Consider the following 14370-nt stretch of genomic DNA (forward strand, 5'->3'; position numbering starts at 1 on the left):
CGGCGATGGGGGAGGATAGGGCTTCGTCGTCGTCGGAGGAGAACCTGTGCGGAGCCTTGCCTCGATCTTGCGCGCTACCCGCGTGCTGTGGCCGTTCTACGTGGGCATCGTCATCTGCTCGCTCATCGCGACCGCGGCCGCCCTGGTCACCCCGTTCGTGCTCAAGGCCGCGACCGACACCGTCGTCGAGGTGGTCCAGGGCGCAGCGGCCGACGACGTCATCACCACGGTCGTGTGGTTCGCCGTCGCGCTCCTGGTGGCCGACGTCGTCAGCTCCACCGTGCAGAACATCGGCGGGTACCTCGGCGACGTGATGGCCTCGCGGATGCGCCAGATCCTCTCGACCCGGTACTTCGCGAAGCTTCTCGGGCTGCCGCAGCGGTACTTCGACGACCAGGTCACCGGATCCATCATCAGCCGCCTGACCCGGTCGATCACCGAGACGACGGGCTTCCTCAACAACTTCGCCAACAACTTCTTCCCGATGCTGCTCACCGTGGTCGCGGTCCTCGTGATCTCGGCCAGCTACTCCTGGCCGCTCGCCCTGCTGCTCGCGCTCGTCTTCCCGGTCTATGTCGGCCTCACCGCGATGACCAGCAAGAAGTGGCAGGTTCTGGAGGGGCGCAAGAACGAACAGGTCGACCTCGCGGGCGGGCGTTTCGCCGAGGTCGTCGGCCAGATCAACGTCGTCAAGAGCTTCACCGCCGAGCGCCGCGAGCTGGGCATCTTCGCCGGCCGGTTCGCGAGCACCGTCGAGACCACCCGCGGACAGTCGCGCTACTGGCACATGATGGACGCCGGCCGCCGCGGCTTCCTCGATGTGGTGTTCTTCGGCATCTACGTGATCCTCTTCGTCGGCACCGCCCGGGGCACCTTCACCGTGGGCGACATGGTCCTGCTCATCCAGCTCGTCGCGATGGCCAAGGCGCCGGTGACCATGATGAGCTACCTCATCGACACCGCGCAGCGGGCCATCGCCGGGTCGAAGGACTACTTCGCGGTGATGGCCGAGCCCGCCGACCGCGACGAACCCCTCCTCGTGGCCACCGACTCCGGAGTGGTGGTCGCCGCGGCGCCCACCGCGCCGGGCGCGGAGGGCGCGCCCACCGCGCCGGGCGCGGCGCCCGGCCCAGGCCAGGACCCGGCGTGGGGGACAGGTCGCTCCGTGCCCGACGGCGCACCGATGATCGAGCTGGACGGCGTCACCTTCGCCTACGACGAGGGTGTGGAGGTGCTGCGCGACGTGTCGTTCACCGTGCGCAAGGGCGAGCGGGTGGCCCTCGTGAGCGAGAGCGGCGGCGGGAAGACGACGCTGGTCAGCCTGCTGCTGGGGTTCTACCGCCCGACGTCGGGCGCCCTGCGGGTGGCCGGGAACGACGTCGCCGACGTGCCGCTCGACCTGCTGCGCCGTCAGGTCGCGGTGGTGTTCCAGGAGGCGTCGCTGTTCTCGGGCACGATCCAGGAGAACATCGCCTACGGACGCGAGGGTGCCAGCGAGGCGGAGATCGTCGAGGCCGCGACCCGCGCGCACGCCCACGGGTTCGTCTCGAACTTCCGCGACGGGTACGAGACGACGATCGGTGAGCGCGGGCTGAAGCTGTCCGGGGGGCAGAAGCAACGCATCGCGGTGGCCCGCGCCATGATCAAGGACGCGCCGATCCTCGTGCTGGACGAGGCGACGTCGGCGCTGGACTCCAAGTCTGAGCGGTCGGTCCAGGCCGGGCTCGACGAGCTCATGGTCGACCGGACGACGATCATCATCGCCCACCGGCTCTCGACCATCTCCTCGGTCGACACGATCGTCACGCTCCGGGACGGGCGTGTCGACGAGGTCGGCAGCCCTGCTGAGCTGGCGGGCAGCGGGGGGATCTACTCCGAGCTGCTGGCCCTGCAGGCGAGCTCCTCGCTCAAGGACCGCAAGCGCCTGCGTCAGCTCGGGTTCATGGCCTGACGGTCCGGCCGGGACGGGCCGGGCGGCCCGGGGCCGGCAGGGTGAGTCGCGGGTCCAGGTCCCGCGGCTCACCCTGTCCGGTCTCAGCCGCGCGCGGTCAGGATCCCGCGTCGACGGCCTGGGCGCGCAGCGCCCGCTCGACCCCGGCCAGGCTCTCGACGATGAGCCGGCGCAGCGCGGGTGCAGCGTCGGGGTGGGTGTCCAGCCACGACTGGGCCGCGTGGCGCAGCCGGTCGTCGGCGAGCGGTGCCGGGAAGAGCCCTTCCACGACGGTCTCGGCGATGTGGTAGCTGCGTTCCGCCCAGATGGTCTCCAGCGCCGCGAAGTACGGCGCGACCACGTCGGTGAGCGAGGAGGCGTCGTTGACGTGGTTGTAGCCGACGGTCGTGGCCCGCACGATCGCGTTGGGTGCGCTGTCGTCGCTGACCAGGGAGGCGAAAGCGGCCAGCTTGGACTCCCGCGACGGGTGCGTGGCAGTCGCCCGGGCAGCCGACTGCTGACCGTTGGACGTGTTGTCCAGAGCCAGCGCTGCGTCGATCTCGTCCTGGGCGGCGGCGCCGCACAGCACGAGGCCCTCGAGCAGCTCCCAGCGCAGGTCGGTGTCGACGGTCAGGCCGTCGAGGGTCACGTCGCCGTCGAGCAGGGCGCGCAGCACCCGCACGTGCTCGTCGGTGCTGGCCAGGTTCGCGAAGTACTTGACGAACTGGAACTGCGCGTCCGAGCCGGCGGCCGCGGCCTGGGCCAGGGCCCACAGCCCGTCCCCGACCTCGACGATCGTCGCGGCCCGGCGCTCCGGGGCCACGTAGCTGCGGGCCGTGAGGGCGAGCTGGGCGAGGGTGGTGCGGATCGTCGTCGACTCGGTCTCGGTGGCGATGTTGCCCAGCACCAGGCGGACGTAGTCCCCGGCCGGGGTCTCCCCGTCGCGGGTCGCGTCCCAGACCGATCCCCACACGAGCGAGCGGGCCAACGGGTCGGCGATCGCGGCCAGGCGTCCGGTCGCGGCGGCGAGGGAGTGCTCGTCGAGGCGGATCTTGGCGTAGGCGAGGTCGTCGTCGTTGATCAGGACGAGGTCCGGGCGGGCGCGCCCGAGCAGCTCGGGGACGTCCGTGCTGGCGCCGTCGACGTCGAGCTCGAGGCGGTGGGTGCGCACGAGCGCACCGGCGCCGTCGACGTCGTAGAAGCCGATCGCCAGGCGGTGCGGGCGGATCGTGGGGTAGTCGGCCGGGGCGGTCTGCAGCACCGTGAACCCGGTGATGACCCCGGAGCCGTCGACGGTGATCTGGGGACGCAGGGTGTTGACGCCCGCGGTCTCCAGCCACAGCTTCGACCACGTGCCGAGCTCGCGCCCGCTCGTGGCCTCGAGCTCGGTGAGGAGGTCGACGAGCTCGGTGTTGCCGTACTCGTGCTTGGCGAAGTACTGGGCGACACCGGCCATGAACGCGTCGATGCCGACCCAGGCGACCAGCTGCTTGAGGACCGATCCGCCCTTGGCGTAGGTGATCCCGTCGAAGTTGACCTGGACGTCCTCGAGGTCGTTGATCGTGGCCACGATCGGGTGCGTCGAGGGCAGCTGGTCCTGGCGGTAGGCCCAGGACTTCTCCATCGCGGCGAAGGTGGTCCACGCCCCGTGCCACTCGGTGGCCTCCGCGGTGGCCAGCGTCGAGGCCCACTCGGCGAAGGACTCGTTGAGCCACAGGTCGTTCCACCAGCGCATGGTGACGAGGTCGCCGAACCACATGTGCGCGAGCTCGTGCAGGATCGTCACGACCCGGCGTTCCTTGATCGCGTCGGTCACCTTCGAGCGGAAGACGTACGTCTCGGTGAACGTCACGCAGCCCGCGTTCTCCATCGCTCCGGCGTTGAACTCCGGGACGAAGAGCTGGTCGTACTTGGCGAAGGGGTAGGGGTAGGCGAACTTCTCCTCGTAGAAGGCGAAGCCCTTGCGGGTGGTGTCGAAGATGTACTCGGCATCGAGGTGCTCGGCGAGGGACGCGCGTACGAACAGCCCGAGCGGGATGACCCGGCCGTCGCTGCTGGTCAGCTCGGAGCGCTCGACCACGTAGGGGCCGGCGACGATCGCGGTGATGTACGTGGAGATGCGCGGGGTGGGCGGGAAGGTCCACGTCGACGTGGTCTCCCCGGCCGGGACGGGGTCCGGGGTGGGGGAGTTGGAGACGACCTGCCACGCCGCCGGTGCGGTCACGGTGAGCTGGAACGTCGCCTTGAGGTCGGGCTGCTCGAAGGCGGCGTAGACGCGGCGTGCGTCGGGCACCTCGAACTGGGAGTACAGGTACACCTCGCCGTCGACCGGGTCGACGAAGCGGTGCAGGCCCTCGCCGGAGTTCGTGTAGGCGGCGTCGGCCACCACCCGCAGCACGTTCGACTCCGCGAGTCCGTCGAGCTGGATCCGGGAGTCGGCGAACACCGCGGCCGGGTCGAGGTCCACGCCGTTGAGGGTGACCTCCCGCACGGTCGGGGCGACGAGGTCGATGAACGTGCTCGCGCCGGGCTGGGCGGTGAACGTCACCACGGTCGTCGAGGCGAAGGTCTCCGCCCCGGTGGTCAGGTCGAGTGCGACCTCGTAGGAGCTGACGGCGACGACCGCAGCGCGGTCCCTCGCTTCGGTGCGGGTCAGGTTCTCTCCGGGCACGGACGCCTCCTCGGCTACGTGGCGCACGGGTCTGCCGCGCAGCTTGTGAGCGAGCGCAGCGGGAGGTCCGGCACCTGGTGGTCGGGCCTCATGCGGCCCGGACCGATCATTTCACGCCTCAGGCGTCACCGTGGTGAGATTGCGTCAGACCCCGCACCCCTCCTCACCCTTGGAGCACCATGACCGTCGCACCCCTCGTCGTTTCCACCCCCGCCGCGCCGGACGCCACCGAGGCGTCTGCGGGCATCGCCGACTTCTGGTTCGACCCCCTCTGCCCCTGGGCCTGGATGACGTCGCGGTGGATGGGCGAGGTCGAGCAGGTCCGCGACGTGCGGGTGCGGTGGCACGTCATGAGCCTGGCGGTGCTCAACGAGGGCAAGGAGCTGCCGGAGGCCTACCGCGAGTCCATGGCCACGGCGTGGGGACCGGTGCGGGTCATCACCGCCGCCCGGATCGAGCACGGCGACCACGTCGTCAAGGCGCTCTACGACGCGATGGGCACCCGCCTGCACCCGGGTGGCCGCTCGGACCGCGCCGCCGTCATCGCCGAGGCGCTCGCGGAGGTCGGCCTGCCGGCCGCGCTCGCCGACCACGCGACGTCGGATCGCTACGACGCGGAGCTGCGCGCCTCCCACCAGGACGGGATCTCCCGGGTGGGGGAGGACGTGGGTACGCCCGTCGTGGCCTTCAACGGCGTGGCGTTCTTCGGACCCGTGGTCACCCCCGCACCGCGCGGCGAGGCGGCGGGGCGCCTCTGGGACGGCTGCGTCCTGGTGGCAGGCACCCCCGGGTTCTTCGAGCTCAAGCGCACCCGGACGCAGGGCCCGGTCTTCGAGTGAGCGGTGTACCGGTGAGCCTGGGACGCACGGTCAGACGCGCGCCGTCGGGACCGCCTGTGCGGTGGGCGGAGTTCGCCCGGCAGGCCCCCGAGCTCGCCGCCCGCGTCGAGGCGCGGTTGACCGCCTTCAAGCACCACGTGCTCGCCACGGTCATGGCCTCGGGAGCCCCGCGGGTCAGCGGGACCGAGGTCGGCTGGTGGGACGGAGAGCTGTGGGTGGGGTCGATGTGGGGGGCCCGCAAGGCGCAGGACCTGGCCGCCGACCCGCGCTTCGCGCTGCACTCCAACCCCGGTGACGGGTCCCTGCGCGGGGGCGACGCGAAGATCGCCGGGAGCGTCCTCGCGATTCCCGACGGTCCGGTCCGGGAGGCGTTCCTGGCGGCGAACGACGTCCCGCAGCCGCTGCACCTGTTCTTCCTCCGGCTGCAGGCCGTCACGCTCACCGAGCTGACCTCGGACGGCGCCGCCCTCGCCATGACGACCTGGCGGTCCGGGGACGGCGTCTCGACGATCCGACGGACCTAGTCTCGACGATCCGACGGACCTAGCGGGAGACCCTCCAGGTCGGCCCACGGTGCTCCCGGGTTCGCCCAGCGCGGCGGCGGCGTGGGATGCTGGCGGGTGAAAACGTGTTCGCTGCACCAGGAGGAGACCCGTATGTCAGGCACCACACCGTCCGCGAACCGAGGCACGTCCGGACGCCGTGGGCTGTCTCCGACGATCATCGCCCTCATCGCGCTCAATGTCGTGCTCGTCGCGATCGCGGTCATGGTCGGGCTGTCCATGGGGTCGGACGGGACCGAGGAGTCCGCGGAGTCCCCGGACCCGGCGCAGAGCTCGGCGAGTGGATCGGCGTCCCCGGACACCGACGACGCGTCACCGCTCCCGTCCGCGACGCCGCTGGCCGTCGGTGCCGACGCGAAGCAGGTCGCCTCGCCGACCGGGAACATCACGTGCACCGTCTCACCCGAGGGCGCCGAGTGCGCGATCGCCTCGCTGGCGACCGAACCGGAGGCCGTCGACGGCTGCGACGGGAGCGTGGGGTACGTCGTCACGCTGACCAACGACGGGGTCCAGACCCCGTGCGTGCCGGCGGTGCCCGGCAAGGCCGACGCCGCGATCCCGGTGCTCGCCTACGGCGCGGCCGAGTCCGTGAACAACTTCCAGTGCGAGAGCACCGAGTCCGGCATGCGGTGCTCGGACACCAACACGGGCCAGGGGTTCACCCTCGCCCGTGCCGGTGTCACCCGGTTCTGACCCGGCTGATGCCGGGCCGACCTCGGCGGTGATCCGCTCGGGTCGGCCCGGGCGTCACCAGATGCGGACCCGGTCCTCGGGGGCCAGGAACAGGGCGTCCTGCGGGCCGACCCCGTAGGTCGTGTGGAACTCGTCGAGGTTGCGCACCACGGCGTTGCAACGGAACTCCGCCGGGGAGTGCGGGTCGGTGGCGAGGCGCTGGATCATCGCCTCGTCGTGCATCTTCGTCTGCCACACCTGGGCCCAGGACAGGAAGACCCGTTCGGCGCCGGTGAGCCCGTCGATCACCGGGGCGTCGGCGAGGTCCGTCCCGAGAGCGATCTGGTACGCCTTGAGCGCGATCGACAGCCCCCCGAGGTCGCCGATGTTCTCCCCGATCGTCAGGGCGCCGTTGACGGTGTGCTCGGGGTCGAGCTGGGCAGGGTGGACGGCGTCGTACTGGGCGATCAGTGCGCCCGCCCGCTCGTCGAACTCGGCGCGGTCGGCGCTGGTCCACCAGTCCTCGAGCCGGCCGGTTCCGTCGTACTTGGAGCCCTGGTCGTCGAAGCCGTGACCGATCTCGTGGCCGATCACCGCGCCGATGCCGCCGTAGTTGGCGGCGTCCTCGGCCTCAGGGTCGAAGAACGGCGGCTGCAGGATCGCGGCCGGGAAGACGATCTCGTTCATCGACGGGTTGTAGTAGGCGTTGACCGTCTGCGGGGTCATGTGCCACTCGTCGCGGTCGATCGGCTTGCCGATCTTGGCCAGCTCGTGGTCCAGGTCGACGGCGTTGGACCGGCGGACGTTGCCGACGAGGTCGCCCGGGTGGATGGTCAGGGCGGAGTAGTCGCGCCACTTCACCGGGTAGCCGACCTTGGGCGTGAAGGCGTCGAGCTTGGCGAGCGCCTTGACCTTGGTCTCGGGTCCCATCCAGTCGAGGTGGGTGATCGACTCGCGGTAGGCCTCGATGAGGGTGCTCACGAGCACGTCCATGCGTTCCTTGTGCGCGGGCGGGAAGTGCCGGGCGACGTAGACCTCGCCGACCGCCTCGCCGAGCGCACCCTCGACGAGAGAGACGCCGCGCTTCCAGCGGTCGCGTACCTCCTGCGCGCCGGAGAGCTTGCGGCCGTAGAAGTCGAAGTTGGCCTCGACGAAGTCCGTGGACAGGTACGGTGCGCGCGCGGTGACGAGGTGGTAGATGACCCACAGCTTCCAGTCGTCGACGGGCAGGGACTGCCAGAGCGCCGCGAAGCCGGTGAAGAACGCCGGCTCCCGCACGACGACGTCGTCGAGCGACCCGACGGGGGCGCCGACCGCGAAGGCCCAGGCGAACCAGTCGAAGCCGGGCGCCGACTCGGCGAGCCCGGTGAGCGTGGTCGGGTTGTAGGTGAGCTCGGAGTCGCGGTCGGCGACGACGTCCCAGTGGTGGGAGGCCAGCGCGGTCTCGAGGTCGAGCAGGCGCTGGGCGCTGGCCTCGGCGGACTCGGGGTGCACGACGCCGGACAGCGTGAGCATCCGGGCGACGTGGGCGAGGTAGCTGGTGCGGATCTCGGCGTACTTGTCCTCGCGGTAGTAGGACTCGTCAGGGAGCCCGAGGCCCCCCTGGTGCAGGTACACGACGTACTTCTCGGGGTCCTTGGCGTCGTTGTCGACCCAGAAGCCGAAGGCGCCCGCGCCGCCGGATCGCTGCAGCGCTCCGAGCACACCGGTCAGCTCGGCCGTCGTGGAGGCATTGTCGAGCAGAGTCAGGTCGGGGGTCAGCGGCCCGCGGCCGGCGGCCTCGACGGTCGCGGTGTCCATGAAGCTTGCGTAGAGGGCGCCGATCTGCGCGGAGACACCGGTGAGGTGGTCGTCACCGCCACCGAGCTCTTCGATGATCGCGCGGACCTGGGCCTCGGCCTCGTCGTAGAGGGCGCGGAAGGCGCCGTCGGAGGACCGGTCGGCCGGGATCTGGTGGGTGTCGAGCCACCGTCCGTTGACGTGGCGGTAGAGGTCGTCCTGGGGGCGGACGGTCGGGTCGAGGTCGTCGAGGGTGATGCCGGACCGGAGGTCGGGGGTGGGGGTATCCTGCGTCGTCATCGACCCAGGCTAGTCCCTGCGGGCGGATCTGCCGGTGAGATGCGCCGGAGGCCTGTGGGGGGTGAACTGGCGCCGCCGCGCAGGGGGAGAAGTACCCATCGCGCGCGGTTCTGTACCGATAGCCGCTTTCCATCCGCATATGGTCTCTGATAGACCTAGCAGGCGTCGTCCGACGCCTCACGCCGCACGAGCGACAGGATGCCTTCATGACCACCTCGACCACCACCTGGACCGCCCCCGAACCCGTCGTCCGCCAGCTGTCCACGCGGGAAGGGTTCGAGCAGGCTGTCGTGCCGGCGAGCGGGGTCACCAAGGCGCTCAAGGCGGTTCTCGCGATCGGCGTGGTCCTGCTCGCCTACAACATCTTCAGCACCGTTCGGACGCTGATGGAGAATGATCTGCCCGGGAGCCGGTTCTTCGAGGTGTTCTTCTCCACGATGGGGGAGAACGGGTCGACCGACCCGATGCTCGTGCTCCTCGTCTGGGGACCGGTCGTCGTCATCCCGGTCGCGGTGGTCCTGCTGATCGTCTCGATGGCCACCCGCGGCGGGCGCTACGAGACCGCGTTCTCGAGCTACTCCTCGAACGGCTACGTCGCGTCGGCGCTCGGCCTGCCGATCCCCTTCACCATCGGTCGCGACCAGTTCGTCCCCCAGGTCATCGTGCCGGGACCGAACAGCACCCCTGAGGTCGCGCAGTGGTTCGACGGCCTCGCAGCCACGGTCCAGAGCCTCGACAAAGCCGGCTCCAAGCAGCTGACCAAGACGCTGACCCGCACCCTCAAGAAGGACGAGGTCGCCGTGCCGGCCACCGCAGCGTTCCCGGACGCACCGCCCTTCGCCCTCCTCGTGCGTGCCTCCAACGCGGTCGGCGCCCAGACGGTCCGCGCGGTCGTCCCCGGCCCCGTCGTGCGGGCGTACGTCGTCAACCTCAAGAAGGTCCAGGGCTGGGGCTGACCGCAGCCGCACTCCGCCAGTGACCAGCACCTGACCAGCACTTGACCGGCCCGACCCGCCGCCACCACGTCCCCAGCCTGGCCGGACGCGGTGGTGGCGGGTCGGATGCGGCATGATTGAGGGCATGCGCGTTCACATTGCTTCCGACCATGCCGGCTACGAGCTCAAGACCTACCTGGTCGAGCACCTGACCACCGCGGGCCACGACGTCGTCGACCACGGTGCACACGGCTACGACGCCCTCGACGACTACCCGTCCTTCTGCTTCGCGGCCGGCGAGGCCGTCGTCGCCGAGCCGGGCACCCTCGGGGTGGTCCTGGGCGGGTCCGGCAACGGCGAGCAGATCGCCGCGAACAAGGTCGTGGGGGTGCGAGCCGCGCTCGCCTGGAACCTCGACACCGCCCGGCTCGGCCGCCAGCACAACGACGCCAACGTCATCGCGATCGGTGGCCGTCAGCACACCCTCGCCGAGGCCGCGTCCTTCGTCGACGCGTTCCTCGCCGAGCCGTTCAGCGGGGACGCCCGCCACCAGCGCCGCATCGACCAGCTCGCGGACTACGAGGCAGCGCGCTGACCCATGCCTGAGGGGCACACGGTCCACCGGCTCGCCGCGACCTTCGGCGAGCTGTTCCTCGGCTCGACGATCCGGCTGTCCAGCCCGCAGGGCCGGTTCGCCGCCGGCGCTGCGCTGCTCGACGGCGACGTGCTGGTGGCCACCGAGGCCTACGGGAAGCACATGTTCCTCGGCTTCGCGCCGCACGCCGGCGCCCGCCCGGTCGTCCCGGGACAGGGGGAGCCAGATCTGCGCTGGCTACGGGTCCACCTGGGCCTCTACGGAGCCTGGACGTTCACGGGGGACCCGGCCACAGCCGTCGTGCATGCGATCGGTGCGCCGCGCAAGCGGGTCGGTGAGCGCGAGACGGTGCTGGCCGGTGCAGCCGGGTCCGGTGCGGCCGGGTCCGTTGCGGTGGCGCGCGGGGACCAGGAGCGGGATGGAGACTGGGAGCCGCCGGCCCCGCGCGGTGCGGTGCGGGTGCGGCTGGAGTCCGAGCGGGCCTGCGCCGACCTCAACGGACCTACGGCCTGCGAGGTGCTCAGCACCCCCGAGGCCCGGGCGGTCCAGCGTCGCCTCGGCCCGGACCCGCTGCGCCCCGACAGCGACCCGCAGCGGTTCGTGGAGGCCGTGGCCCGCTCCCGGTCACCGATCGGGGTGCTCCTGATGAACCAGGACGTCATCGCGGGTGTGGGCAACATCTACCGCGCCGAGGCGCTGTTCCGGGCCGGGCAGGACCCGCTCGCCCCCGGCGTCACGGTGCCCCGCGAGGTCGTCGTGGACCTCTGGCACGACGTCGCCGCGCTCATGGCCGACGGCGTGCGCACCGGAGCGATCGTGACCACCCGCGCCGAGCACCGCGCGGTCGAGGACCGCGCGTCGGGTGCAGGGCAGCCGGACGTCGGCGCGACCCGACGCCTGGCCCGGCAGAACACCGACGGCGAGCCCGGTGCGGTCTCGCGCGAGGACTCCTTCTACGTCTACCAGCGTGACGGCCTCCCGTGCCGCGTCTGCCGCACCCCGGTCGCGGTGTCGGTGCTGGCGGCCCGCAACCTCTTCCGCTGCCCCACCTGCCAACCCTGACCCACCCGTCCCCCCACCGACTCCCGCTGAGTGCTGGAGAATTCGGCGACACACCGGCGGTTTGCGTGGAGAACCCAGCACTCAGCGAGGTGGCGCAGCCGGGCGGGCGGAGCCGGGCGGCGTCGGCGGGGTGGGTCAGAAGACCCAGCTGCAGACGGGGGCGACCGGCCAGCCGAAGGCGACCGACGCCGCGGCGAGGGCACCGTCGGTGTGCTCGGTGACCAGGCCGGCCGCGGCGAGGCTCGCGAGGGAGAAGCCGCCGAGGTAGGCCCGCGAGAGCTCCGCGATGGACAGGCTCAGGTCGGGTGCGGCGCTCGTCCGGGTGAGCGTGGCCGGCCCGAAGGCGCGCCCCTGCAGGTGCCAGGTCCCCTCGTTGGCCGGCAGTCGCGCGTCGCTGACCTGCACGACGACGTCAACGTCGCTCGCGTACCGGCGAGCGGTGAGGGCGCCGGTGATGTCGACGATGCGCACCCAGACGTTGTCCGCGATGCGCGGCTCGGCTGCCCGGGGGTCGACGAGCAGCGCCATGATCGGGTCGTCGACGGGGAGGATGAACGGCTCGACCTCGTGCGTGAGGTCGAGGTCGAGGAGGGTCGACCACAGTCGGTGCGCGGCGGCGGGGTCCAGGGCCACCACCTCCCCGGTCGACACGGTGCCGCGCGGGCCGGGGACCTTCCAGTCGACCTTGCGGCGGAACGTCACGTACCCACGGGGGTCGCCGTCCGACTCCACGACGATGATCCGCAGCGCCTCGCGGCCCTCCCGGAACAGTGCCGGGTCGTCGTTGAACGTCCTGCGCAGCTCGGGGGTCTCCCGGGTCGCCCACCCGGGCCGGTTGACCTGGGAGGCCGGTGTGGGACGACGGCCTGCCTCGACGTGCAGCGTCGCGACCATGTCGCCGTGGCGTGCGGCGTCGTACCGCTCGATGCGGACGGTGAGCTCGGCCGAGCCGTCGACGGGGCGCAGCGCGGCGCCGCGCGGGATCTTCACGCGCAGGTCGTCGGCGGCCTGGCCGTAGCCGAAGCGCCCGTAGATCCCGGCCTCCGCGGCGAACAGCGCGGAGACGGCCTCCCCGCGGTCGGTGCAGTCCGACAGGTGCGCGTCGATCATCCCCGAGAGGAGCCCCTTGCGCCGGTGCTGGGGATGCACCCCGACCCAGGTGAGGCCGCTGACCGGGATCTCGGCGCCGGGCACCGGGAACTGGCTGAAGGGGTAGGAGGAGTGGATGGCCACGACCGTCGAGATGACCGGGACCGCGCCGTCGATCGGCACGGCGTCGGCGTCGGGGTGCTCGGCGACGACCGCGACGGTGCGGTCCCAGCTCAGCGGGGAGGCCAGCGTGAGGAGGTCGTCGACCGAGTGCGGGGTCGGGAAGGACCAGGAGTCCAGCTCGAGCAGGTCGGCGTGGCGGGACTGGGGGAGCGGGACGAGGCGGTAGCCGTCGGGAAGGGTCATGCCCTCATGATCCCCGCTCTGCGGGGCTCCGACCAGTCATTATCCGGTGTGGCCACCGCTGAGTCGGCGGGGTTCGACCTAGGCTGGTGGGGTGGATGAGGAGTATCGCGAGCTGGTGCTCGACGTCGTCGCGGCGATCCCGGCCGGGCGGGTGATGACCTACGGTGCCGTCGCCGACGTGGTGGGCCGGGCGCTGCGGCGCGGGGGCCCGCGCCAGGTGGGCACGGTGCTGCGCCAGATGGGCGGGGGCGTCCCGTGGTGGCGGGTGGTCAACGCCGCCGGGCACCCGCCCGCCCATCACCGGTCGATCGCGCTGGAGCGGCTGCGCGAGGAGGGGTGCCCGCTGTCCGCGGACGGCACGCGGGTGGCGCTCGCCTCGGCCCGCGCGGGCGAGGTGGATCTGGACCCGCCGCCCGGGGGCCGTCCGCGGGAGGTTCTCTAGCTCGCGTCCCCCGGCGCCGGGGTCAGGCTCATGAGGGTCTCGAGCGTGCGCGGGTCGCCCTGCACGACGAGGGTGGTGACCGCGGTCCGGGACCACGCTGCCAGGCCGGAGGCGATCTTCTCGGCCGGCCCCACGAGCGCGACGTCGTCGACCAGCTCGAGCGGGATGGCCGCCGCGGCGCGGTCCTTGGCGCCGGCGAGGAAGTGCGCCTGCACCTCGTCGCAGACCTCGGCGTAGCCGAGCCGGTCGACGGCGTTGCGGTGGAAGTTGGCGCCCTTGGCGCCCATCCCGCCGATGTACAGGGCGAGGAAGGGGCGGATCGTGTCGGCCGCGCGCTCGGCGTCGTCGCCCACGACGACCGGGACGGTCGCGGAGACCTCGAAGTCGGCGGTGGGGGAGAGGTCGGGTGAGCGGGCGGCGAAGCCGGAGTCGAGCAGCTCACGGAACTCCCCGTCCAGGCGCGGGGAGTAGAACAGCGGCAGCCAACCGTCGGCGATCTCGGCGGCCAGGGCGATGTTCTTGGGCCCTTCGGCCGCCAGGTGGATCGGCAGGTCGGCGCGCAGCGGGTGGACGGTGGAGCGCAGCGCCTTGCCCAGGCCGTTGCCGCCGCGCCCGGGCGTCAGCGGGAGCTGGTAGAACGCGCCGTCGCACACGACGGGTCCCTCGCGGCGCAGGACCTGACGCACGACGTCGACATACTCGCGGGTGCGGGCCAGGGGGCGGGCGTAGGGCTGCCCGTACCAGCCTTCGACGACCTGGGGTCCGGAGACGCCCAGCCCCATGATGAAGCGTCCCCCGGAGAGGTGGTCCAGGGTGAGCGCGGCCATCGCGGCCGCGGTGGGCGTGCGTGCGGACATCTGCATGACGGCCGTGCCCAGCCGGATCCGTTCGGTCCGGGCGCCCCACCAGGCCAGCGGGGTGAGGGCGTCGGAGCCGTAGGCCTCAGCGGTCCAGACGGAGTCGACCCCGAGGGCGTCCGCGGCCCGGACGGCCTCGGCGATCCCGGCCGGGGGGCCGGCCGACCAGTAGCCGGTGTGCAGACCGAAACGCATGGTGCTCCTCGTCGTTGAGGGGGTGGCAGCCGCGGCCCGTCGAGCGGGTCCCGGCCGTGTGCCTTGGCGGAGCGA

Annotated in this window: 12 protein-coding genes; 8 read left to right on the forward strand and 4 right to left on the reverse strand. The window is 71.8% G+C overall.

What is annotated here, in order from left to right:
* Positions 1–46: 46 nt before the first annotated feature.
* The gene (locus tag ACWA15_RS06775) at positions 47–1951 is read left to right on the forward strand and encodes an ABC transporter ATP-binding protein (RefSeq protein WP_464058763.1); all 1905 of its coding nucleotides are present in this window, start codon (positions 47–49) and stop codon (positions 1949–1951) included.
* 97 nt (positions 1952–2048) lie between these two features.
* Here the strand turns inward: ACWA15_RS06775 and pepN are convergent, their stop codons facing one another.
* Positions 2049–4601, reverse strand: a complete 2553-nt coding sequence (gene pepN / locus ACWA15_RS06780; protein ID WP_464058764.1) for an aminopeptidase N — start codon at positions 4599–4601, stop codon at positions 2049–2051.
* Positions 4602–4888: 287 nt separating this feature from the next.
* Here pepN and ACWA15_RS06785 point away from each other — a divergent pair, with 287 nt between their 5' ends.
* From ACWA15_RS06785 to ACWA15_RS06795, 3 genes are all read left to right on the forward strand, one after another.
* On the forward strand, positions 4889–5440 hold the full coding sequence (locus tag ACWA15_RS06785; protein ID WP_464059429.1) for a mycothiol-dependent nitroreductase Rv2466c family protein: 552 nt from the start codon (positions 4889–4891) through the stop codon (positions 5438–5440).
* Positions 5437–5964 carry a pyridoxamine 5'-phosphate oxidase family protein gene (locus ACWA15_RS06790; RefSeq protein ID WP_464058765.1) on the forward strand — a complete coding sequence of 176 codons (528 nt, stop codon included), beginning with the start codon at positions 5437–5439 and terminating at the stop codon, positions 5962–5964. Before ACWA15_RS06785 ends, ACWA15_RS06790 begins: the two co-directional genes overlap by 4 nt.
* Positions 5965–6096: 132 nt before the next feature.
* Complete coding sequence (locus tag ACWA15_RS06795) at positions 6097–6696, forward strand: hypothetical protein (protein ID WP_464058766.1); 600 nt, start codon at positions 6097–6099, stop codon at positions 6694–6696.
* A 54-nt stretch (positions 6697–6750) separates the two neighbouring features.
* Here the strand turns inward: ACWA15_RS06795 and ACWA15_RS06800 are convergent, their stop codons facing one another.
* The gene (locus tag ACWA15_RS06800) at positions 6751–8754 is read right to left on the reverse strand and encodes a M13 family metallopeptidase (RefSeq protein WP_464058767.1); all 2004 of its coding nucleotides are present in this window, start codon (positions 8752–8754) and stop codon (positions 6751–6753) included.
* A gap of 206 nt (positions 8755–8960) precedes the next feature.
* Here ACWA15_RS06800 and ACWA15_RS06805 point away from each other — a divergent pair, with 206 nt between their 5' ends.
* The 3 genes from ACWA15_RS06805 to ACWA15_RS06815 all read left to right on the forward strand — a co-directional run bounded on the left by ACWA15_RS06805 (position 8961) and on the right by ACWA15_RS06815 (position 11346).
* Positions 8961–9710: a hypothetical protein gene (locus ACWA15_RS06805; protein ID WP_464058768.1), complete on the forward strand. Its 750-nt coding sequence runs from the start codon at positions 8961–8963 to the stop codon at positions 9708–9710.
* Between the two features lie 124 nt (positions 9711–9834).
* The gene (locus ACWA15_RS06810; protein WP_464058770.1) at positions 9835–10284 is read left to right on the forward strand and encodes a ribose-5-phosphate isomerase; all 450 of its coding nucleotides are present in this window, start codon (positions 9835–9837) and stop codon (positions 10282–10284) included.
* A gap of 3 nt (positions 10285–10287) precedes the next feature.
* Positions 10288–11346, forward strand: coding sequence for an Fpg/Nei family DNA glycosylase (locus tag ACWA15_RS06815; RefSeq protein ID WP_464058771.1), 1059 nt, complete (start codon positions 10288–10290; stop codon positions 11344–11346).
* A 135-nt stretch (positions 11347–11481) separates the two neighbouring features.
* Here ACWA15_RS06815 and ACWA15_RS06820 read toward each other — a convergent pair whose 3' ends face one another.
* Positions 11482–12801, reverse strand: a complete 1320-nt coding sequence (locus ACWA15_RS06820) for a GNAT family N-acetyltransferase (protein ID WP_464058772.1) — start codon at positions 12799–12801, stop codon at positions 11482–11484.
* A 91-nt stretch (positions 12802–12892) separates the two neighbouring features.
* Between ACWA15_RS06820 and ACWA15_RS06825 the strand changes: the two genes are divergently transcribed.
* A complete protein-coding gene (locus ACWA15_RS06825) occupies positions 12893–13243 on the forward strand; it encodes an MGMT family protein (RefSeq protein ID WP_464058773.1) in 351 nt (116 codons plus the stop codon).
* On the opposite strand, the gene ACWA15_RS06830 is transcribed toward ACWA15_RS06825, so the two are convergent.
* Complete coding sequence (locus ACWA15_RS06830) at positions 13240–14295, reverse strand: LLM class F420-dependent oxidoreductase (RefSeq protein WP_464058774.1); 1056 nt, start codon at positions 14293–14295, stop codon at positions 13240–13242. The genes ACWA15_RS06825 and ACWA15_RS06830 overlap by 4 nt on opposite strands.
* Positions 14296–14370: the final 75 nt, after the last annotated feature.

The organism is Sanguibacter sp. TS_SC_8, assembly GCF_055361235.1.